Genomic DNA, 20,854 nt, shown 5'->3' with positions numbered 1-20,854 from the left:
CCTCCCCCGGCGGCGTGGACGCCGACGCCGGGCCGCCGCGCTTGGGCGGGCAGCGCACGGGTACCCGGTCGGTGAGTGGGGGCCGCGGCTACCGCCGCCTGTCCGATGGAGGACCCGATGGGTCAACAGGTTCGCGAAGTCATGACGAGCGCCCCGGTCACCGTGGGCGTGCTCACGGCGGTGAGCGAGGTGGCGCACCGGATGCGCGAGGAGAACATCGGGGCGGTTCTGGTCGCCGATGGCGACGGGCTGCGCGGGCTGGTGACCGACCGCGATCTGGTGGTGCGCGTACTGGCGGAGGGCAAGGACCCGGGTGAGACGACGGTCCGCGACGTTTGCAGCCCCGACCTCGTCACCGTCACCCCCGACGACCAGGTCGACCGCGCCATCGAGCTGATGCGCGAACATTCGCTGCGCCGGCTGCCCGTGGTGGAAGGCACCATCGCGGTGGGCATCGTGTCCCTGGGCGACCTGGCCATCGAGCGCGATGCCGATTCCGCTCTCGGTGACGTGAGCGCAGCCAGGCCGAACGCGTGACCAGGCTGAGGCGGCCGACAGGCCGACCGGCGGCCGCGCGGCGCTCCGCACGCAGTGGTCCGAACGAGCAGTGGTCCGAACGAGTGGCGATTCGCCGTTTCGGAGCGTCGCCGGCCCCATCCGTCGGCCGGTGCGGGCAGGGTGGGGCCTGTTAACTCAGTAAGCGCCCCCGAAGCGGAGTTGCTGAGCCGAGCCCCCGGACGCCACCGGGGGCTCTGGCTTGTCCGCGATCGGGGGCTCGCCGCGCTCGCGTCCGGCGTACCGCCGGGCGCGCTCGGCCTCGCGTACCGCGGTTCTCCGCCTCCGTACCGCCCGGTTCTCAGGTGACGGGCTCCGGGGGCGGGACCGGCCCCGGCAGCGGGCCCGGCCCGGGCTTCGGCTCCGGCGGCGGGACGGGCGCGGGCGGGTCCGGTTCGGGCTGGGGCGGCGCCGGGGGCACCGGGTCCGGCCCGGGCGTCGGCACCGGGCCCGGAGCCGGCCCCGGTTGCGGCCCGGGACCGGGCGCGGGGGTCGGGTTGGGCGGGACGGGATCGTTCGGCGGTGTGCCCATGAGGAAACCCCATCACATCTGAAGGAATCCGTCGCTCCGGCGAGTGCCCCGGAGCGGATGCGCCAAACGGACCGGCGCTCCGCCGACGGGTCCCGTCCGCCCCGGCATCGCGGAGAGCGCTCTCGCGCGACGCAGCCCCGCCGGTAGGGTGCGGGCATGACGAGACAGGCGCCGACGCTTGAGGACGTGGCCCGGGAGGCGGGCGTTTCCCGGGCGACCGTCTCCCGCGTCGTCAACGGCATCCGCAACGTCGACCCCGCCATCCGGGAAGCGGTACGGGAAGCGATCGCACGCATCGGTTACACCCCCAACCGCGCCGCGCGGTCCCTGGTGACCCGGCGGGCCGAGACCATCGCCCTGGTGGTCTCCGGCGCGGCCGACGACTCCGAGAGCGAGCAGAACGCCTTCGCGGCCCGGGCTCTCGCGGACCCGTTCTTCAGCCGTGTGGTCAGCGGCGTGGTGGGTTTCCTGCGCCCGCGCTCGATGTACCCGGTGCTGATGTTCGCCGAGACGGAGGACACCAGGCAGGAGGTGCTCGCGTACCTGCGGCAGGGCAGTGCGGACGGCGCGCTGGTCTTCTCCACGCACGCCGAGGACCCCCTGCCGGGCCTCCTGGCGGCCGAGAGTCTGCCCTGCGTGCTCTTCGCACGCCCCGCGCTGCCCGCCCCCCTCACGTACGTGGACGTCGATCACCGCGAGGGCGGCCGGCTGGCCGCCGCGCATCTGCTGGCACGGGGCTGCCGCCGGGCCGCCACGATCACGGGCCCCCTGGACCTGCCGGCGGCGCAGGACCGGCTCTCCGGTTTCCAGGAGACGATGGCGCGGTCCGGGCACCCCTACATCCCGATCGCCGAGGGTGGCTTCACCTTCGACAGCGGGGCGTCGGCCATGACCCGCCTGCTGGCCGAACACCCGCACATCGACGGGGTCTTCGCCGCGAACGACCTGATGGCGCAAGGGGTCTGCCAGGTGTTGCGCGAAGGCGGAAAGCGTGTACCGCAGGACGTGGCCGTGGTCGGCTTCGACGACTCCGGCGCGGCGGTCACCTGCCGCCCGCCGCTGACCACCGTCCGGCAGCCGATGGAGGAGATGGCGGCCACGATGGCGCGGCTCCTCCAGGAACAGATCGAGGGCACGCTGACCGAGCCCACCTCGGTGATCTTCGACCCGGAGCTCGTACGCCGCGAGTCCGCCTAGCCGGACAGCGGCACCCGGCACCTCCCGCCCCGGGGGCAGGAGGAACCGGGCAGGTCGTGCGGCGGCCCGGAAGGCCGTCGGTCGGGGCAGCCGGCGGCCTGCGGCCGGCTGCCCCCTGGTCCGGATCAGGGGAAGGAGACGACCGTTGACGGGATGGTCGATGTCCCACTGGTCGGCGAACCCACGTTGTTGATCACGTGGTCGTAGTGGCCCATCCCGCCGAGCGAGACCACGAGCAGGCTGTGGAACTTCACGCCCGGCTTCACCGGGGCCTTGAAGCCGTGGTCCTGGCGGATGTTCGGGTCGGACGTGTAGTTGCAGTAACTGCCGAGCCCCCAGCCCTCGTGGACGTTCACCGAGTCGTCGACGCGATAGGCGGCGTACCCCTTGGTGTCACCGTTCTGGATGGCGGCCTGGTTGGGCGCGTCGTACGCCTTCTCGTTCTGGTAGAAGATCGTCCGGCCGCGCTCGCCGTACCACTCGACGTCGTACTTGTTGAAGTGCTCCACGAACAGGCCGGTGGCCAGCACGTCGTCGCCGTACACCCGCACCCCGTAGTCGGCGCGGTTGGTCTCCCAGCCGACGCCCTCGCCGTGGTCGGCGCGCCAGACCCAGGTGTGGTCGATGACCGTGTCGTCGCTGTTGACGACGATCGAGGTGGTCGCCTTGCCGGCGCCCGCGCCGCCGACGCGGACATAGACGTCCTGGACGCTGGTGGGGTTGGCGGAGTGGTCGGCCGAGGAGTTCTGCGGGCCGAGTTCCAGCAGTGACGGGGAGTTGACGGGGCCCGCGTCGATGAGGAAGCCGGCGAGCTTGACGCCGTCGACGTCGGCGACCTTCATCGCGGTCACCCCGCCGTCGGGGATGATCGTCGCCAGGCCGAGGCCGAGGACGACCGTGTCGGCGCGGTCGATGTTGATCGTCCGGTCGACGTGGTAGACGCCCGGGGTGAAGAGCAGGTGCAGGCCCTGGGCGAGCGCCTGGTTGATCGTCGCCGCCGTCGCACCGGGCTTGACCACGTAGAACTTGTCCAGGCCGATCGAGGTGCCCTGGGGCGTGCCGTTCCAGGAGACGCCGCGGGCGTCGGTGCGCTTGGCGGGGACGAAGACCTTGTACGCGCTGCCGTCCAGGTGGAGGAACGGTTTCTCGCGGGAGATCGGGGTGGTCTGGAGGGTGGTGTACGGCGGGTCCGGGAAGCTGGTCGCCGGGGCGCCCTCGACCCCCGAGAACGTCATGTTCCACACGCCGTTGGTCCAGCCGCCGACCGAACTGTCGCGGGTGTACCACTGCTGCTGCGAGTACGGGCCGACCGTACCGTCGATCTTGCTGTCGGCGATGTAGCCGCCGGAGGCCCAGCCGTAACCCGCCGGGGCCAGGTTGAGGCCGCCCTTGACGTGCATGCGGCGGAAGGAGGCGGCCTGGGAGACGGCCCAGCGGTTGGTGCCGTTGACCGGGTTCAGCGCCAGGTTCTCGGCGGAACGCCAGAAGTTCTGGGTGGCGTTGCCGTTGAACCATCCGGCGTCGACGGTCACGTCTCCGTTGATGGTGGTGTCGTCGGGCTTGAGGCCCAGGCCGGAAATCGAGGTGTAGAAGCCGATCTGCGCGTTGAGGTTGTTGTACGTGCCCGGCTTGAAGAAGAAGGCGTGGCGGCCGTTGCCGAACTGCGCCGACTCCTGCTGCTTGAACACCTCGTCCAGCTTGGCCTGGATGCCGGAGGTGGACGGGTCGAAGATGTGGACGTTGGGGCCGAGGTCGCCGCCGCCGGGCAGTTGCGGGCCGCCGGTGCCGCCCGACTCGCCGTACACCTTGAACTCCCAGAGCGAGTAGCCGTACTGGGTGCCACGAGTGGTGCCGTGCACGCGGATGTAGCGGGCCTCGCCAGTGATGTCGACGGTGTCCGTGCCCCCGTCACCGGTGGTGGTCTGGTACGCCGTCGACCAGTCGCTGCCGTCCGTCGAGAGCTCGATGCGGTAGCCCTTGCCGTACGCCGTCTCCCAGTTCAGGACGACCTGGCTGACCCGGGTGGCCGCGCCGAGGTCGACGCGCAGCCATTGCGGGTCCGAGTGGGCGCTCGACCAGCGGGTGGCGGCGTTGCCGTCCACGGCCGACGCGGCGAGGGTGCCGTGGTTCTCCTCGCTGGACGCGATGACCGGTTTGCCCTGGGACAGCAGCACCGGCGCGGCCTGGGCCGTACCGATCGGAACGAAGAGCAGGAGCGTGGCGACCAGCGCGGTGACCACGGCGTAGGTAACGCCCTGACGTGCGGAAACGGGGGGTCTGTGGGGCGGGGGCGCCACGTATGGGCCGGCAGCGGGCATGGGTGGTTCTCCTCGGTCGAAGGGAGACACGTGCTTGGAGAGCGCTCTCCAAGCAGGAGATGCTTGTCCGCCCACATCGCTGGGGTCAAGGGGCGCGCAGTGGTTATTTCCGCGCGGGCTCCTGGGGTGCGGTCGTCAGCTTCCGCGTCTCCATCGTGGCGCGCCAGCCCGTCTGTTCGGCGGGCACGTCGCCTTCGCCCGCCGTCTCGTGCGGGCGTCCGCCGCGCGAGAAGAAGTCCGCGAGAGGCAGGGTCGCGGCGCCGACGGTGACGGCGTCGGGCCCGAGCCGGCCGAGTTCGATGGTGACCCGCTCGGCCGGATGCCGCAGTGCGTAGGCGCGGGCGTGACGGCGTACGGCGTCCAGGATGTACGGGGCCAGCTGGAGGCCCGCCCAGCCGCAGAGCAGCACCCGCTCGGGGCTGTAGAGGTTGATGAGATCGGAGATTCCGGCGCCCAGGTACTCCGCCGTCTCCTCCAGCACCCCGAGGGCCACCGGATCGGCCGGCCCCTTCTGCGGGTAGGCGGCGGCCAGCATGGTGGTGACCGCCGTCTCCTCGTCGGTGTCGGCGGGCAGCGTGGCGCCCGCCTCCTGCCAGCGCTGCACCAGGGCTTCGGCGCCGGCGTACGCCTCCAGGCAGCCGAGTGCCCCGCAGCGGCACCGTCGGCCGCGCACGTGCAGGGTGGTGTGGCCCCATTCGGCGGCGCTGCCGCGCGCCCCGCCGAAGATGGCGCCGTCGGTGACGATGCACGCGCCGATTCCGGAGCCGAACAGCACGATCGCCGCGTCGCGTACGCCGCGCCCGCCGCCGAACCACATCTCCGCCTGACCGAGGGTCTTGGCGCCGTTCTCGATGAAGAACCGCGTGCCGGGCGGCAGTACGGCGCAGTCGCGCAACAGCGATTCCAGCGGCACCGCGTCCCAGCCGATGGTCTGGCCGTGCACCACCGCGTCCCCGTCGCCGTCCCCGTCCTCGCCCGCCGAGTTGCGGTCGACGATGCCGGGGATGCCGACGCCGACGCCGAGCAGCAGGTCGGCCGTGATGCCCGCCCCGCTCATCACCTCCCGTACGCCCTCGCTGATGTGTCCGACGACCGATGTGACGTCGTAGCCATTGCGTCGCAACGGCCGCTCCCAGCGGGCCAGTTCGGCCATGACCAGGTCGAACAACTCGACGCGTACCCGCGTTTCGCCCACATCGACGCCGATCAGGTACGCCCCGGAGGGGACCACGCGCAGGAGTGTGCGGGGGCGGCCGCCGTCGGAGTCCACCGTGCCCGCCTCCTCGACCAGCCCCTCGGCGACGAGTTCGGCGACGATGGTGCTGATGGAGCCCGAACTGAGTGACGTGGCGCCTCCGAGCGCCTGACGGCTCATCGGGCCGTCGAAATACAGTCGTTGCAGTACCTCCTTCCGGCTGCTTCGTCGCAGGTCACGGACGGTTCGTCTGCTCGGCATGGCCATATGGCTCCCTTCCTCCGTGCAACATACCGCCGCTTCAAGTCTTGACGCGACCCTCTCTCGGGTCTTAACTCACGTTTTAAATTAAGCCATGAGGTTGTTCAAGGACTGAACGTAACCCGGGCTCACACACTCCGAAGGGCCGTCTTCGCCATGCGCAGAATCCGAGCCGCGGCTGCCATAGCCATCGTCACCTCCCTCACGACCCTCGCCACCGGCTGCGGCGGCGGCGAGAACGGGGCAGGCGGCAGCTCCTCGCCGAAGACACTGACGTACTGGGCTTCGAACCAGGCGCCGAGCGTCGAGGCCGACAAGAAGATTCTCACGGCCGAGCTGAAGAAGTTCGAGAAGCAGACCGGCATCAAGGTCAAGCTCGAAGTGATCCCCTGGACGGATCTGCTGACCCGCATCCTGGCCGCCACGACCTCCGGCCAGGGCCCCGACGTCCTCAACATCGGCAATTCCTGGTCCGCCTCGCTCCAGGCCACCGGCGCCCTGCTGCCGTGGGACGACGCCACCTTCGACAAGATCGGCGGCCGTGACCGGTTCAGCGAGGCGGCCGTCGCCTCGGCGGGAGTCAAGGACAAGGACCCGGCCGCCGTACCGCTGTACTCGCTCTCGTACGCCCTCTATTACAACAAGCAGATGTTCAAGGACGCAGGCATCGAGAAGCCGCCCGCCACCTGGGACGAGCTGGTCGCCGACGGCAAGAGGCTCTCCAAGGACGGCAAGTGGGCCCTCGGCGCGGAGGGGGCGAACCTGTCCAACAACATCCACCAGATCTTCGCACTCGGGCAGCAGTACGGCTCCGACTTCTTCGACGCCGCGGGCAAGCCCGACTTCACCTCCGACAAGAACGTCGCCGCCGTCAAGCAGTACGTCGACTTCATGGCCAAGGACAAGATCGTCGCCCCCGGCAACGCCGAGTACGCCCAGAACCAGTCGCTCCAGGACTTCGCCAAGGGCAGGACCGCGATGGTCCTGTGGCAGGCCGCCGCCAGCGCCTTCACCGCGCACGGAATGAAGCCCGACGACTGGGGAGTGGCCCCCGTACCCGTGCCGTCCGGCATCCCGGGCAGCGGCAAGCAGGTCAACTCGATGGTCGCCGGCATCAACATGGCCGTCTTCAAGAACACCAAGAACCTCGACGGCGCGACCAAGTTCGTGAAGTTCATGACGAGCGACGAGGAGCAGAAGATCCTCAACGACACCTACGGGTCCATCCCGCCGGTCAAGGCAGCCCAGCAGGACCCCGCCTTCGCCGCCCCCGACCGCGCCGTCCTGCGCGACACGCTCGCCAGGAGCGCCGCCCCGCTGCCGCAGGTCCCCGAGGAATCGCAGTTCGAGACCGCGGTGGGCACTGCGGTCAAGGAACTGTTCGCCGATGCCGCCGCCGGACGCCCGGTCACCACCGAGTCCGTCAAGGCCCGCCTGTCCAAGGCCCAGCAGCAGATGCCGAAGTAGGCCCGCTGTGACACCCGCCGCCACCGCCGCACACCAGCAGGCCCCTGCCGGCCGCACGGCCGCGCCGCCCGGAGCGGGGAAGGCCCGGCCCCGCGGCCGACGCCTTCCCGGACGGCTCCGCCGCATCGGCCTGCCGTACCTGCTGCTGCTCCCCGCGCTCGTCCTGGAACTGCTCGTCCACCTGGTGCCCATGGCCATCGGCATCGTCATGAGCTTCCGCGAGCTGACCCAGTTCTACATCCGCGACCTGGGCAGCGCTCCCTGGAACGGCTTCGACAACTTCGCACTCGCCGTCGACATCAACGAGCCCGTCGGCGAGTCGCTGCTCCGCTCCTTCTTCATCACCTGCCAGTTCACCGTGCTCTCCGTCGGCCTGTGCTGGCTGATCGGCACGGCGGCGGCGGTCTTCCTCCAGGAGAACTTCCGCGGCCGCGGCCTGCTGCGGGCCGTCTTCCTCATCCCGTACGCCCTGCCGGTCTACGCGGCCGTCATCACCTGGGCGTTCATGTTCCAGCGGGACAACGGCCTCATGAACCACGTCATCCACGACCAGCTGGGTCTCACCGACACCCCGTCGTTCTGGCTGATCGGCGACAACAGCTTCGTCGCGCTGCTCGTCGTCTCCGTATGGAAGGGCTGGCCCTTCGCCTTCCTCATCATGATGGCCGGGCTCCAGAACATCCCCCGGGAGCTGTACGAGGCGGCGGCCATCGACGGCGCCGGCGTGTGGCAGCAGGTACGCCGCATCACCCTCCCCTCGCTCCAGCCGGTGAACCAGGTGCTGGTGCTGGTCCTCTTCCTCTGGACCTTCAACGACTTCAACACGCCGTACGTCCTTTTCGGGAAGGCGGCCCCGGAGGCGGCGGACCTCATCTCCGTCCACATCTACCAGTCCTCGTTCGTCACCTGGAACTTCGGCACCGGATCCGCGATGTCGGTCCTGCTGCTGATCTTCCTGCTCCTGGTGACGGCCGCGTATCTCCTGTTCACCTCGCGAGGAAAGAAGCCCGCCGATGCCTAGCGACCGCGTCACCGCCGCCGCGCCGGCCCGGCGACGGTCGCCGACCGCGCCGCCCAAGTCCTTCCTCAGGGCCCGGCGGATCTTCCTGAGCCTGCTGACCGGCTTCGTGCTGCTGCCGGTGTACGTCATGGTCAGCAGCTCTCTCAAACCGCTCCAGGACGTCTCGGGCAAGTTCCGCTGGTTGCCGAGCGGGCTCACCGTCCGCCCGTACTTCGACATCTGGGACACCGTCCCCCTCGCCCGCTACTTCGTGAACTCGCTGATCGTCGCGGGCGCCGCCACCGTCTGCTCGGTGGTCATCGCGGTCTTCGCCGCGTACGCCGTCAGCCGCTACGACTTCCGCGGCAAGCGCGTCTTCACGGTGACGGTCCTCTCCACGCAGATGTTCCCCGGCATCCTCTTCCTGCTGCCGCTCTTCCTCATCTACGTGAACATCGGCCAGTCCACCGGCATCGCGCTCTTCGGCTCGCGCGGCGGACTCATCCTCACGTACCTGACCTTCTCCCTGCCGTTCTCCATCTGGATGCTCATCGGGTACTTCGACTCCGTGCCGCGCGAACTCGACGAGGCGGCCAAGGTCGACGGCTGCGGCCCGGTCGGCGCGCTGATCCGCGTCGTGATCCCCGCCGCGGTCCCGGGCATCGTCGCCGTCGCCGTCTACGCCTTCATGACGGCCTGGGGCGAGGTCCTCTTCGCCTCCGTGATGACCAACGACATGACCCGCACCCTCGCCGTGGGCCTCCAGGGCTACTCGACCCAGAACGACGTCTACTGGAACCAGATCATGGCCGCGTCCCTGGTGGTCAGCGTTCCCGTCGTCGCCGGATTCCTTCTGCTCCAGCGCTACCTGGTCGCCGGACTCACCGCCGGAGCCGTCAAGTGACCCTTCCCGAAAGGAACTTCGTGACCGCCCACTCCGACCTCGACCTCACCTCCCTCCCCGAAGACTTCGCCTGGGGCGTCGCCACGTCGGCGTACCAGATCGAGGGAGCGGTGGCGGCGCAGGGCCGTGCTCCGTCGATCTGGGACACGTTCTCGCACACCCCGGGCAAGACCGACAACGGCGACCACGGCGACGTCGCCTGCGACCACTACCACCGGTGGCCCCAGGACATCGCCCTCATGAAGCGACTGGGCGTCACCGACTACCGCTTCTCGGTGGCCTGGCCGCGCGTCGTTCCCGGCGGCGACGGACCCGTCAACCAGGCAGGCCTCGACCACTACTCGCGCCTCGTCGACGCGCTCCTCGAAGCGGGCATCACGCCGAACGTCACCCTGTACCACTGGGACCTGCCCCAGGCGCTCCAGGACCGGGGCGGCTGGCCCGAGCGGGAGACCGCCGAGCACTTCGCCGCCTACGCCGATGTCGTCGCCGGAGCCCTCGGTGACCGCGTGCGGCACTGGGCCACCCTCAACGAGCCGCTGTGCTCGGCCTGGATCGGTCACCTCGAAGGGAAGATGGCCCCCGGGCTCACCGACATCACCGCCGCCGTCCGTGCCTCGTACCACCTGCTCCTCGGCCACGGCCTGGCCACCCAGGCCCTCCGCGCGGCAGCGCCCGGCGCCGGGATCGGCATCGTCAACAACCTCTCCACCGTCCAGCCGGCCTCGTCCAGCGAGGCCGACGCGGCCGCCGCGCGCCGCGCGGACGGCCACACCAACCGCTGGTGGCTCGACCCGGTCCACGGCCGGGGTTTCCCCGCCGACATGCGTGAGGCGTACGGCGTGGACCTGCCGGAGCGCACCGGCGACCTCGCCACCATCGCGCAGCCGCTGGACTGGCTGGGGCTGAACTACTACTTCCCTGCGGTGGTGACCGACGACCCGGACGGCCCCTACCCCTTCGCGCGGCAGATCAGCCGCCCCGGCGTACCGCGCACGGGCATGGACTGGGAGATCGACGCGGGCGGCATCGAGACCCTGCTGATGCGCCTCACCGACGAGTACGGCGCACGCAAGCTGTACGTGACCGAGAACGGGTCCGCGTACCCCGACAGGCTCCTCGCCGACGGCACGATCGACGACCGCGAGCGCACCCAGTACCTCGAGGAACACCTGGCCGCCTGCGCCCGAGCGGCACGGCGGGGCGCGCCACTCGCCGGCTACTACGCCTGGTCCCTGCTGGACAACTTCGAGTGGGCGTACGGCTACGACAAGCGCTTCGGCCTGGTCCACGTCGACTACGCGACGCAGCGCCGCACGATCAAGGGGAGCGGCCACCACTACGCCGGGATCATCCGGCAGCATCGCACGCGCGGTGCCCGCGCGGCCTGACGGACCGTGAACCCCCCGGGCGGGGGGCCACCGCCCCGCCCCCGGGGGTGTCTCCGGTCAGCGCCGACGGCCCCGGGCCGACCACCCGGCACCCAGACCCGCCACATGCAGGGCGAGAAGGGCGAGCCCGACGAGCATGAGGCTCGTCGTACCGAAGATCGTTTCCGTCGACGTCTCGGTCGCGTTGATGATGAAGGCGATGACGAACACCACCGCTGCCGCGATTGCCAGCATGGGCTTCTCCTGCCACTTGACGGCGCACCACGCGTAGTCCGCGGGTTGCTGTGCCGCTGCTGGCCTTGTGCCCCGCCGTGTGGCCGTCATTCCCCGCCGGGCGGGGCGCTCACCGGGCCCGGGCCGAGGCGCGGCAGCACCTTGTCCGGTGTCAGCGGCAGGTCCCGCAGCCGTACGCCCGTCGCGTGGTGGACGGCGTTGGCGATGGCCGCCGCCGTACCGACGATGCCGATCTCTCCGATGCCCTTGCTGCCCATCGGGTTGAGGTGGGGATCGTCCTCGTCGACCCAGTGCGCCTCGATCGCCGGCACGTCCGCGCACGCGGGTACGTGGTACGACGCCAGATCGTGCTCCGCGAAGTCCCCGAAGACGGGGTCCATGGTGCTGTGCTCCGTCAGCGCCATGCCGATGCCCATGGCCATGGCGCCGATGAACTGGGAACGCGCGGTTCGGGGGTTGAGGATGTGGCCGGCGGCGTACACGCCGAGGAGGCGCCGTACGCGGACCTCTCCGCTCACCGTGTCGACCTGCACCTCGGAGAAGTGGGCCCCGAACGCGTGCCGCGCGTAGGGAGATTCCTCCGCCACTTCCCGCTCGGTGTCCGCCGCCTCGGTGATCCCCTCGGCCGGCAGGGCGCCGGAACGCTCCCGCAGACGCTCCGCGAGGAGCGTGCACGCCTTGTGCACGGACCAGCCCCACGACGCCGTCCCCGACGAACCGCCCGCGAGCGGCGCCACGGGCAGGTCGCTGCTGCCGATCTCGACCCGGACCGCTTCCAGGGGAGCGCCCAGCACATCGGCGGCGATCTGCGCGAGCACGGTGCGGGCCCCGGTGCCGATGTCGGTCGCGTTGACCCGGACGGCGTACGTGCCGTCGGGGGCGGCGTGCGCGGTCGCGGCGGACGGACTGACGAGCACGGGATAGGTGGCCGAGGCGACCCCGGTGCCGAGCAGCAGATCTCCCTCCCGGCGGATGCCGGGGCGAGGATCGCGCCGTTCCCAGCCGAAGCGCCGTGCTCCCTCCCGCAGGCACTCGGCCAGGTGCCGGCTGCTGAACGGGCTGCCGCTGTCGGGTTCGGTGTCCGGCTCGTTGCGCAGCCGCAGTTCGACCGGGTCCAGCCCGGCGGCGACGGCGAGTTCGTCCATCGCCGACTCCAGGGCGTACATCCCGGACGCCTCGCCCGGAGCGCGCATCCAGGAGGGGGACGGCACGTCCAGCGCGGCGACCCGGTGGGTGGTGCGGCTGTGCGGCGAGGTGTACATGACGCGAGCCGGTACGGCCGCCTGCTCCACGAACTCCTTGACCGTCGACGTCTGCGTGACCACCTCGTGGGCGAGCGCGGTGATGACGCCGTCGGCGCCGGCCCCCAGCCGCACGCGCTGCACGGTCGGCGCGCGGTGGCCGACCACCGCCGCGAGCCGGCGGCGGGGGAGCGCCAGCTTGACGGGGCGCCCGGTGTGCCGCGCCGCCATGGCGGCCAGCACCACCTGGGGACGCGGGGTGCCCTTGGCGCCGAATCCTCCGCCGACGTGCTCGGACACGACGGTGATCCGCCGCTTCTCCAGTCCGAAGACCTGGGCGAGGGCGTCCCGTACCTTCGTGGAGCCCTGACTGGAGTCGTGCGCCGTGAGGTGTCCGTCGTCCCACCACGCGGTCGTGGCGTGCGGCTCCATGGGGTGGTTGTGCAGCGCGCCCATCGTGTACGTCGCGTCGACGCGCACGGCGGCCGCCGGATAGGCCCTGTCGAAGTCGCCGCGTTCCCGGACGGCGGGGACCCCGCTGTTCGCCTCCTCCGGCGTGTAGAGGCGTGGGTGGTCCGTGGTCAGGACTACGTCGTGCTCCTCGGGCGCGTAGTCGATCCGCAGCGCGTCGGCGGCCGCACTGGCGTCCTCCAATGAATCGGCGACCACCAGCGCGACGTACCAGCCCCGGTGGGGGACCCGGTCGTTCTGGAGGACCGCGAGGATCGGGTCGTCCGGCTCCTTGAGGCGGGGCGCGTTCTCATGGCTGAGCACGGCGAGCACGCCCGGCAGGGCCAGCACCTCCTCGGCGTGCACGGCGGTGACCCGGCCGCGCGCCACGGTCGCGGGCACCGGCCAGGCGTAGGCGCAGCCCGCGGGAGTGTGCTCGGCCGCGTAGCGCGCTGCGCCGGTGACCTTGTCGCGGGCCTCCGCGCGGACGGCCGGGGTGCCCAGGGGTGTCTGTGCGTGCGTCATGACGGGTTGTCACGTCCTCAGGTACGGGAAGCGAGCTCGGCCAGCACGCTGATGGCGAGGTTGCGGGCGAGCGGCACCTTGAATCCGTTGTCGCGCAGCGGCTCGGCCGCGGCGAGTTCGGCGTCGGCCGCCCGGGTGAACGTCTCCTCGGTGGCGGGGGCCCCGCGCAGTACCTCTTCGGCCGCGCGGGCACGCCAGGGCCGGTGCGCAAGTCCGCCGAAGGCGAGTGCGGCGTCCCCGACGACGCCGCCCTCGACGCGCAGGACGACGGCGACGGAGGCGAGCGCGAAAGCGTAGGAGGCGCGGTCGCGGGCCTTGCGGTAGCCGCACCGGGTGCCGGCCAGGAGGGGGGGAAGAGTCACGCCGGTGATCAGTTCGCCCGTACGCAGGACGGTGTCCTGATCGGGACGGTCTCCCGGCAGCCGGTGGAAGTCCGTGACCGCGACGGTGCGCGTGCCCTGTGGGCCGTGCAGGTGGACGGCGGCGTCGAGGGCGGCCAGGGCGACGGCCATGTCCGAGGGGTTGGTGGCGACGCAGTCCGCGGAGTGGCCGAGCACCGCGAGATCACGGTGGATGCCGTCGCGGGCGGGGCATCCGCTGCCCGGGGCGCGCTTGTTGCAGGGCTTCGAGGTGTCCTGGAAGTACGTACAGCGGGTGCGCTGGAGCAGGTTTCCGCCGGTCGTCGCCGTGTTGCGCAGCTGTCCGGAGGCGCCGGAGAGCAGGGCCTGCGACAGCGCGGCGTAACGCGTACGCACGGCCGGATGGGCGGCCAGATCGCTGTTGCGTACGGTCGCGCCGATGTGCAGCCCGCCGTCCGGGGTCTCGTCGATCCCGTCCAGCGGCAGCCGGCTGACGTCGATGAGGAGGTCCGGGGCCGTGACCCCTAGTTTCATCAGGTCGACCAGGTTGGTGCCGCCGCCGAGGTACTGCGCGCGCGGATGGCCGGCGAAGGCGCCGACCGCCTCGTCGGCGCTCTCGGCCCGGAAGTACGCGAACGGCTTCACCGCGCCGCCTCCTCGATCGCCTCGACGATGTGCGGGTAGGCGCCGCAGCGGCAGATGTTGCCGCTCATGCGTTCCTGGATCTCGTGCGGGCCGAGGGCGGAGGGGCCGCCGGGAGAGTGACCCGGAGAGGTGACGTACGAGGGATGCCCTTCGGCGGCCTCGGCCAGCATCCCGACGGCGGAACAGATCTGGCCCGGCGTGCAGTAGCCGCACTGGAGGGCGTCCCGCGCGACGAACGCCTCCTGGACCGGATGGAGCCGCTCGCCGTCGGCCAGACCTTCGACGGTGGTGACGCGCGCGCCGTTGTGGGCGGCGGCCAGCAGCAGACAGCTGTTGGCGCGCCGGCCGTCGACGATCACGGTGCACGCGCCGCACTGGCCGTGGTCGCACCCCTTCTTCGCGCCGGTCAGACGAAGGTGCTCGCGAAGGGCGTCCAGGAGGGTGGTGCGGTGGTCGAGCGTCAGTGTGTGCGCGGTGCCGTTGACATGCAGGGTGAGGACAGAGCTGTGCGCGTTCTCCTGCTGGCTGGTTGGCTCCACTCCGTCACGCCTTTCCGGGGCCGAAGGTGTCGCTGCGTACCCCTTCCTATCAAAATGTTCCGCCTTGTGCGGTTCGGTTCAGCCAGTGCAGGAGGGGTACCGGGGTGGGACGCGGAACGGGACGCAAGCCCGAGCAAGGAGGTCGGCATGGCCATCGCGAAGTACTGTCTCGTGGCCCTGGACTGTCCGGATCCGAAGGCACTCGCCGGTTTCTACGCTGCGGTGCTGGGCGGCGACGTGAAGAATGACGACGAGGACTGGTACGACCTGTACGTACCCGGCGGTATCCGTATGGCCTTCCAGCGCGCGCCCGGTTTCCGGCCGCCGGACTGGCCGCGGGCCGACGACAACTCGCAGCAGATGCACCTGGACTTCGACGTCCCGGACATCGAGGCGGCGCAGGCGCAGGTGCTCGCACTCGGCGCCACCCCGCTCGACGTGGACGACGACAACGGGCAGCGGGGCTTTCGTGTGTACGCCGATCCGGCGGGCCACCCGTTCTGCCTCTGCCGCGCATAGGGAGGAACCACAGTCATGAGTGACCCGCGGACGCAGAAGGAGAACGGCATGCCCGTGCCGAGAGACCTGCCCGATCAGCAGGCACAGGACGGCGAGGACCCGCTGGACGAGGCCAACGGGCGTACCCCGGACGAGGAGGAGCAGGCGCCCGGCGACGGCCAGGGACCGGTCCCGGAGGAGCCGCCGAGCTGAATGGGCGGAACGTGACGGAGCGTCCCCGGATTGCAGGCACGGAGTGACCGGCGCAAGGTGGATGAGCCAAGTCCAGTCACCTCTCATCTCTGTGAAAGGAACACCTCGTGAGCAAGGCCAAGGCGAAGGCGAAGCAGGCCAAGGGCAAGATGAAGGAAGCCGCGGGCAAGGCCGCCAACGACCGGCAGATGCAGGCGGAAGGCCGCGGTGAGCAGCTGAAGGGCAAGATCCAGGAGGCGGTCGAGAGGACCGGCGAGCGGGTCAAGAGGTCCCCGGCCGCACAGAAGTGACACCGGTGCCGAACAGGGGCTGAGAACGGGCCGCGCCGCCACGGGCGCGCGGCCCGTTTGTCTGTCCCGCGAGGAAGGAAACGGCGACATGGACCGCGCGGCCGTCTTCGATGTCGACGGAACGCTCGTCGACACCAACCATCTGCATGTGACGGCCTGGTGGGAGGCGTTCCGCCAGGCCGGGCACGACGTCGTGATGCACGACATCCACCGCGCCGTCGGCCTCCCCGGCCGCGACCTCATCGCCCGTCTGCTCGGAGACGGACGCGACACCGGACAGGACGACGCCATCAGCGCCGCCCACACGACCCTGTACGCGACGTACGCCGACCGGCTGCCCGCCCTGCCACAGGCCGGCCGGCTGCTGCGCACCCTCGCCGGACGGGGGTGGACCGTCGTCCTCGCCACTTCGGCGACCGGCGGGGAACTCGCCGCGCTGCGCCGTGCCATCGACGCCGACGACGCCATCAGCGGCACCGCGAGCGCCGAGGACGTCGACGAGGGGAAGCCGGCCCCCGAGCCGGTCGAGCGGGCGCTGGAACTGGCAGGAGTGCCCGCCGCGCGTGCGGTGTTCGTGGGCGACACCGTGTGGGACATGGCGGCCGCCACCCGGGCCGGCGTGCTCGCCGTGGCGCTCCGGTGTGGAGGCATCGACCAGCGCGGCCTCGAGGAGGCCGGCGCCGCGGCCGTCTTCCAGGACCCCGCCGACCTGCTCGCGCGGCTCGACGACAGCCCGGTCGGCCGGCTCGGGACACGATTGGACGCCGCCGGTGAGGGAACGCGTGCGCCGTCGTAGGTGAGCCGATTCCGGAGGGCGCAGTGACAGGCAGCGGGAGTGGGCACCGGTCGCACGCGGGAGGTGCCGCACTCGGCCGTATGTGGCGGTGGCTTTCCTGGGAGGCGGCGGCGATCGGCCGCTCCGCCCGCCGCGCGGCGGCGGGCCCCGGCCCCGAGCGCGATGTGGTCACCCAGTCGCTGAAGGCCGCGGGAGCCGCGGCCGCGGCATGGGCGCTGACCGGGTGGTGGTGGAACGCGCCGATGGCCCTGATGGCGCCCTGGACGGCGGTCGTACTCGTACAGAGCACCGTCTACCGGTCGATCCGGTCCGGGGTGCAGCAGCTCATCGTGATCGCGGTGGGGACCGTGCTGGCGGCGGGGGCGGCCAATCTGACCGGCAGCACCATGACGGCCATGGTCCTGGTACTGCCGGTCGCCGTCCTGCTCGGCAACTACGCGCGCTTCGGCGAGCACGGTCTGTACGCACCGACCACCGCACTGTTCGTGCTGGCCTACGGGTCCCATTCGGGCATCGACGTCCTGCACCGGCTCTTCGAGTCGGCCATCGGGGCGGTCATCGGTATCGCGGTGAACGCGCTGATCCTCCCGCCGGTCCACCTGCGCAGCGTCCGCGACTCCCTGAGCAGGCTGCCCGCGGAGAGCGCGGAACTCCTGCACACCGTCGCCGACGGCCTGCGGGAGGAGTACGGGCGGCAGGAGGCCGAGGGCTGGCACGACCGTGCGCGACGCGTCATGGGCACCCTGGCGGACCTGCGCGACGCGCGGCTGTGGACGCGCGAGAGCTACCGCCTGAACCCGGGCCACAAGCTGCGCCGTACCGGGCCCGGGCTGCCCCCGGCCGACTGGGACTACGCCTGGGAACGGATCGCCGACCCGCTCGTGGCCCTCACCCGCACCCTCGCCAGTACGGTCAGCGAGGATCCTTCGCTGCGGCAGCCTCCCGAGCCGGCCCTGGCGCACCTGCCGGATGTCCTGCGGGCGGCGGGCGACGTGTGCGCGGCGGATCTGGCGGTACTCGAAGGGCGGGGCCGCGGCGCCGGGCAGGAGCGCGCACTCGCGCTCGAGTCCGCCTGGGCCGCGCACGGGCGGTTGAAGCGGCAGCTGCTGGAGCAGGACAGCGAGACGGCGACGTCGCTGGGCGGCCTGGTGGCGGAGTCCCAGCAGCTCCTGCACGCCCTCGCACCCGTGGAGAGCGGCGTCCGCGCGCCGGGCGAAAGGGGCAGTGGGTAAAACGCCACTTTTGGGGCACCCGGTGGCCAAGGGCTCAAAGCTCGAACGACCCCGAGACCGCTACCGAGACGAGGGGGTGCGTGATGGTCCCGAGTGCCGCCCTCCAGTCGCGGGGACAGACGCGTCGGCTGACCCTGTGCGGCACGGAGAGTGTGGTGAGTCGCTGCCGGGACTTCAGCCGGGAGGCGCTGGCCGACTGGCGGTGGATTCCCGCCGGTGACGACGAGGGGCAGGCGGTCGTCGACGACGTGCTTCTGCTCGTGTCCGAAGTGGTCACCAACGCCTGCCTGCATGCCGGCGGGCCCCGGGAGTTCGTACTGAACTGCACAGCCGAGCGGCTGCGCATCGAGGTCACCGACGGCAGCCCCGTGCATCCGAGGCCGCGGCCGTCCGGTGTGGCCGTGCCCGGTGGGCATGGTCTGACGGTGCTGCGGCGCCTCGCGCGGAGCTGGGGCTCGCTGCCCCGGGGGAGCGGTAAGACGGTGTGGGTGGAGGTGGCGGCGCCGCACGGTCCCCGGCTGTGGGGGGCGTAGCGGGCAGGTCGTCGTCGTCCGCGAGGAGCGCGTCGCGCAGTGTCGTCAGGATGCGCGTGAGCAGCCGGGACACCTGCATCTGCGAGATTCCCATCCGCTCGCCGATCTCCCGCTGGGTCAGCTCCTCCACGAACCGCATGGTGAGAATCGTCCGGTCCCGCTCGGCAAGGCCGGTCACCAGCGGTTTCAGTGCTACGACGCACTCGACGGTGTCGTACGCGCGGACCTCCTGGCCGAGGCAGCACTGGGCGAAGCCCGCCGGGGCGTCGTCGAACACCACGTCGAGGGAGCGTGCGTTGTAACCGTTCGCCGCCCGCCGGCCTTCCTGGACCTCGCTCACGTCCACGCCCAGGTGTACGGCCAGCTCGGCGGCCGTCGGCTCCCGGCCCAGCCGTTGTTCGAGGGTGTCGGAGGCCCGGGCGATGTCGATCCGGAGTTCCTGGAGGCGGCGCGGTACGCGCACGTCCCAGCTGTTGTCGCGGAAGAACCGCTTGATCTCGCCCTCGATCGTCGGCAGCGCGAAAGAGGGGAACTCCACCTCGCGCCCGACGTCGAAACGGTCGATCGCCTTGATCAGACCGATGGTGCCCACCTGGACGATGTCCTCCATCGGCTGGTTCCGGTTGCGGAACCTCGCCGCGGCGTACTTCACCAGGCTGAGATTGATCTCGACCAGGGTGTTGCGGACGTACGCGTAGTCGGGCGTTCCCTCCTTCAGCGACGCCAGTCGCTGGAACAGCGAGTCGGAGAGAGTGCGGGCGTCCAGCGTGCAGAGGGTGGAGGGATCCGGGATGTCGGGGAGACCGGCCGGTACCGGTGGCCGAGAGCCGGGTGCGGTGGATGCGGAGTCGGGTTCACGGGTGCGCAGGCGGCTGGACATGAGGGCTCCTTCGACGCACTGGGGGAACCGTCGTACGAGCGTCCTGCCGACATCCTACCCAAATGGGCGTTTTGGTGCTCTATTGCACGAATGGCGGATGTGTGGGTGGCCGCCTAACTCGCCTTGCGTCCCGCCAGCGGCGCCGTCTGCTCGCCGCTTCCCTTGCGCACGCCGTCGAGGAACTCCCGGATCGCGTCGGTGGACGAACGCAGCGGCTGCCAGTCGAGCTCCCGGAACGCACGGGACGCGTCCAGCACGGGCAGCCGCAGCACCGCGTCGAACAGGTGCGGCGACGCGGGGGCCAGGCGGGCGCTCCATGCCGCCGCCAGTGCGGCGCGGACCACTCCGGTGGGCACCCGCACCACCTTCGCCTCCAGCAGCTCGCCCAGTACCTCGGCGTCGACGACGGGATCGGCGGCCAGGTTGAACGCGCCGCTCACCTCGCGCAGGACGGCCTGTCGGTAGGCCTCCGCCGCGTCGTCGGTGTGCATGGCCTGGAGCACGAGTCCCTGCAGGTCGGGGACCCAGGGCAGCAGGTCCGGCCGTACCAGGGGGCCGGGCAGGAAGCGCCCGGCGAAAATGCGCCGCTGCTCGCTCGCCGACGTCTCCTTGAACAGGAATGCCGGACGCATGCGGACCACGCGGACGTGCGGGTGCTCGTACTCGAAGGTGTCCAGCACCCGTTCGAGGTACGCCTTCTCACGGCAGTACGCCGCGTCCGGCCAGCCGTGGGTCGGCCAGGACTCGTCGACGCCCGGGGCCTCCTTCGGCCCGGGAGCGTACGCACCGACCGAAGAGGCGTGCACCAGTGCTGGCACTCCGGCGGCCGCGACCGCCTCGAAGACCCTGATGGACCCGAGGACGTTCGTCTGCCAGGTGACCACCGGGTCGTGGGTCGGCTGGAAGCGCCAGGCGAGATGGACCACGGCATCGGCGCCGGCGAAGTACCCGGCGAGCCCGTTGCCGTCCGCCTCCTCGCCCAGGTCGACGGCCGCCCACTCCGTTCGGGGGAAGGACAGCTCGGGAACCCTGCGCGCGAGGCCCAGGACGGAGCCGACCCGTGGGTCGTCCGCGAGTGCGCGCATCACACTGGTGCCGACGTTTCCGGTGGCGCCCGTGACGACCACCCGCAGCGCTGCTGTCTCGTTCATGAGGCACTCCGTGACCTTGCTCGTCGTTTCCGTGCTTCCGAACCAGGCGAACGTCCTTCGGGTCCCCAGAACAGAACAGGTGAAACCGGGCGCTCTGGCGACCGCGCTACCGGACGAGCAGCGTGAGCGCCGCGCATGCCCCGCTCGCCGCGCCCGCGCACACGACGGTCACCGCCACGCAACGGGCCCTGAGCCGTCGGTAGCGCTCGGTGTACTCACCGCGCAGCGCGGTGGCACGGGCGGACACGCGCACCAGCATGGCGCGCGAGGCGGCCAGCCGCTCGGCGGTGTAGACGCGTTCCACGTCCTCGCGCTGCGCCGTGGTCAGCCATGGCAGCTGCTCGGTGAAACGGCCGGCATGGTGGCGTGCCTCCGTCACCTCGGCGTTCCACAGGAGGTAGCCCTCCAGCTGGGCCAGACCGCGGTCGCTCTCCTTCTCGGGCTCCAC

General features: G+C 71.1%; 20 protein-coding genes and 1 pseudogene. 12 read left to right on the top strand and 9 right to left on the bottom strand.

Annotated elements, in window-relative coordinates; all coding sequences use genetic code 11:
- Positions 1-117 precede the first annotated feature (117 nt).
- Together ACWIHY_RS07575 and ACWIHY_RS07570 are read left to right on the top strand one after the other, a co-directional pair.
- Positions 118-537, top strand: coding sequence for a CBS domain-containing protein (locus tag ACWIHY_RS07575; RefSeq protein WP_454374689.1), 420 nt, complete (start codon positions 118-120; stop codon positions 535-537).
- 706 nt (positions 538-1,243) lie between these two features.
- A complete protein-coding gene (locus tag ACWIHY_RS07570; RefSeq protein WP_454374688.1) occupies positions 1,244-2,284 on the top strand; it encodes a LacI family DNA-binding transcriptional regulator in 1,041 nt (346 codons plus the stop codon).
- Between the two features lie 125 nt (positions 2,285-2,409).
- Here the strand turns inward: ACWIHY_RS07570 and ACWIHY_RS07565 are convergent, their stop codons facing one another.
- Positions 2,410-4,602, bottom strand: a complete 2,193-nt coding sequence (locus ACWIHY_RS07565) for a discoidin domain-containing protein (protein WP_454374687.1) — start codon at positions 4,600-4,602, stop codon at positions 2,410-2,412.
- 103 nt (positions 4,603-4,705) lie between these two features.
- Entirely contained in the window at positions 4,706-6,064 is a 1,359-nt protein-coding gene (locus ACWIHY_RS07560) for an ROK family protein (RefSeq protein ID WP_454374686.1), read from the bottom strand.
- Between the two features lie 150 nt (positions 6,065-6,214).
- Here ACWIHY_RS07560 and ACWIHY_RS07555 point away from each other — a divergent pair, with 150 nt between their 5' ends.
- Genes ACWIHY_RS07555 through ACWIHY_RS07540 form a run of 4 tightly spaced genes read left to right on the top strand, consistent with a single transcriptional unit; the run spans position 6,215 to position 10,820 of the window.
- A complete protein-coding gene (locus ACWIHY_RS07555; protein ID WP_454374685.1) occupies positions 6,215-7,525 on the top strand; it encodes an ABC transporter substrate-binding protein in 1,311 nt (436 codons plus the stop codon).
- Between the two features lie 7 nt (positions 7,526-7,532).
- Positions 7,533-8,546, top strand: a complete 1,014-nt coding sequence (locus ACWIHY_RS07550; protein WP_454374684.1) for a carbohydrate ABC transporter permease — start codon at positions 7,533-7,535, stop codon at positions 8,544-8,546.
- The gene (locus ACWIHY_RS07545; protein WP_454374683.1) at positions 8,539-9,429 is read left to right on the top strand and encodes a carbohydrate ABC transporter permease; all 891 of its coding nucleotides are present in this window, start codon (positions 8,539-8,541) and stop codon (positions 9,427-9,429) included. Before ACWIHY_RS07550 ends, ACWIHY_RS07545 begins: the two co-directional genes overlap by 8 nt.
- 20 nt (positions 9,430-9,449) lie before the next feature.
- Positions 9,450-10,820, top strand: a complete 1,371-nt coding sequence (locus ACWIHY_RS07540; RefSeq protein ID WP_454374682.1) for a GH1 family beta-glucosidase — start codon at positions 9,450-9,452, stop codon at positions 10,818-10,820.
- A 57-nt stretch (positions 10,821-10,877) separates the two neighbouring features.
- On the opposite strand, the gene ACWIHY_RS07535 is transcribed toward ACWIHY_RS07540, so the two are convergent.
- The 4 genes from ACWIHY_RS07535 to ACWIHY_RS07520 all read right to left on the bottom strand — a co-directional run bounded on the left by ACWIHY_RS07535 (position 10,878) and on the right by ACWIHY_RS07520 (position 14,813).
- Positions 10,878-11,054, bottom strand: a complete 177-nt coding sequence (locus ACWIHY_RS07535) for a hypothetical protein (protein ID WP_454374681.1) — start codon at positions 11,052-11,054, stop codon at positions 10,878-10,880.
- Positions 11,055-11,140: 86 nt separating this feature from the next.
- The gene (locus ACWIHY_RS07530) at positions 11,141-13,270 is read right to left on the bottom strand and encodes a xanthine dehydrogenase family protein molybdopterin-binding subunit (protein ID WP_454374680.1); all 2,130 of its coding nucleotides are present in this window, start codon (positions 13,268-13,270) and stop codon (positions 11,141-11,143) included.
- A 17-nt stretch (positions 13,271-13,287) separates the two neighbouring features.
- Entirely contained in the window at positions 13,288-14,274 is a 987-nt protein-coding gene (locus tag ACWIHY_RS07525) for an FAD binding domain-containing protein (protein ID WP_454374679.1), read from the bottom strand.
- Complete coding sequence (locus ACWIHY_RS07520; protein WP_454374678.1) at positions 14,271-14,813, bottom strand: 2Fe-2S iron-sulfur cluster-binding protein; 543 nt, start codon at positions 14,811-14,813, stop codon at positions 14,271-14,273. The genes ACWIHY_RS07525 and ACWIHY_RS07520 overlap by 4 nt, the downstream gene beginning before the upstream one ends.
- Before the next feature lie 147 nt (positions 14,814-14,960).
- Between ACWIHY_RS07520 and ACWIHY_RS07515 the strand changes: the two genes are divergently transcribed.
- The 6 genes and pseudogenes from ACWIHY_RS07515 to ACWIHY_RS07490 form a co-directional block, all read left to right on the top strand.
- The gene (locus ACWIHY_RS07515) at positions 14,961-15,332 is read left to right on the top strand and encodes a VOC family protein (protein WP_454374677.1); all 372 of its coding nucleotides are present in this window, start codon (positions 14,961-14,963) and stop codon (positions 15,330-15,332) included.
- Between the two features lie 15 nt (positions 15,333-15,347).
- Positions 15,348-15,524 carry a hypothetical protein gene (locus ACWIHY_RS07510; RefSeq protein WP_454374676.1) on the top strand — a complete coding sequence of 59 codons (177 nt, stop codon included), beginning with the start codon at positions 15,348-15,350 and terminating at the stop codon, positions 15,522-15,524.
- 107 nt (positions 15,525-15,631) lie between these two features.
- Positions 15,632-15,814: a CsbD family protein gene (locus tag ACWIHY_RS07505; protein WP_454374675.1), complete on the top strand. Its 183-nt coding sequence runs from the start codon at positions 15,632-15,634 to the stop codon at positions 15,812-15,814.
- An 88-nt stretch (positions 15,815-15,902) separates the two neighbouring features.
- The gene (locus ACWIHY_RS07500) at positions 15,903-16,610 is read left to right on the top strand and encodes an HAD family hydrolase (protein WP_454374674.1); all 708 of its coding nucleotides are present in this window, start codon (positions 15,903-15,905) and stop codon (positions 16,608-16,610) included.
- Between the two features lie 80 nt (positions 16,611-16,690).
- Positions 16,691-17,842: an FUSC family protein gene (locus ACWIHY_RS07495; RefSeq protein WP_454374673.1), complete on the top strand. Its 1,152-nt coding sequence runs from the start codon at positions 16,691-16,693 to the stop codon at positions 17,840-17,842.
- 83 nt (positions 17,843-17,925) lie between these two features.
- Positions 17,926-18,273: pseudogene (locus ACWIHY_RS07490) on the top strand (ATP-binding protein); the annotation flags it as partial.
- Here the strand turns inward: ACWIHY_RS07490 and ACWIHY_RS07485 are convergent.
- The 3 genes from ACWIHY_RS07485 to ACWIHY_RS07475 form a co-directional block, all read right to left on the bottom strand.
- Positions 18,194-19,255 (bottom strand): SigB/SigF/SigG family RNA polymerase sigma factor, encoded by a 1,062-nt coding sequence (locus ACWIHY_RS07485; protein WP_454374672.1) that lies wholly within the window; start codon positions 19,253-19,255, stop codon positions 18,194-18,196. The pseudogene ACWIHY_RS07490 and the gene ACWIHY_RS07485 sit on opposite strands and share 80 nt — an antisense overlap.
- Before the next feature lie 113 nt (positions 19,256-19,368).
- Entirely contained in the window at positions 19,369-20,406 is a 1,038-nt protein-coding gene (locus ACWIHY_RS07480; protein WP_454374671.1) for an NAD-dependent epimerase/dehydratase family protein, read from the bottom strand.
- Between the two features lie 106 nt (positions 20,407-20,512).
- A complete protein-coding gene (locus ACWIHY_RS07475; RefSeq protein WP_454374781.1) occupies positions 20,513-20,854 on the bottom strand; it encodes a hypothetical protein in 342 nt (113 codons plus the stop codon).

This window comes from Streptomyces sp. NPDC055287 (genome assembly GCF_053646035.1).
This window is presented reverse-complemented; position numbering and strand designations above follow the sequence as displayed.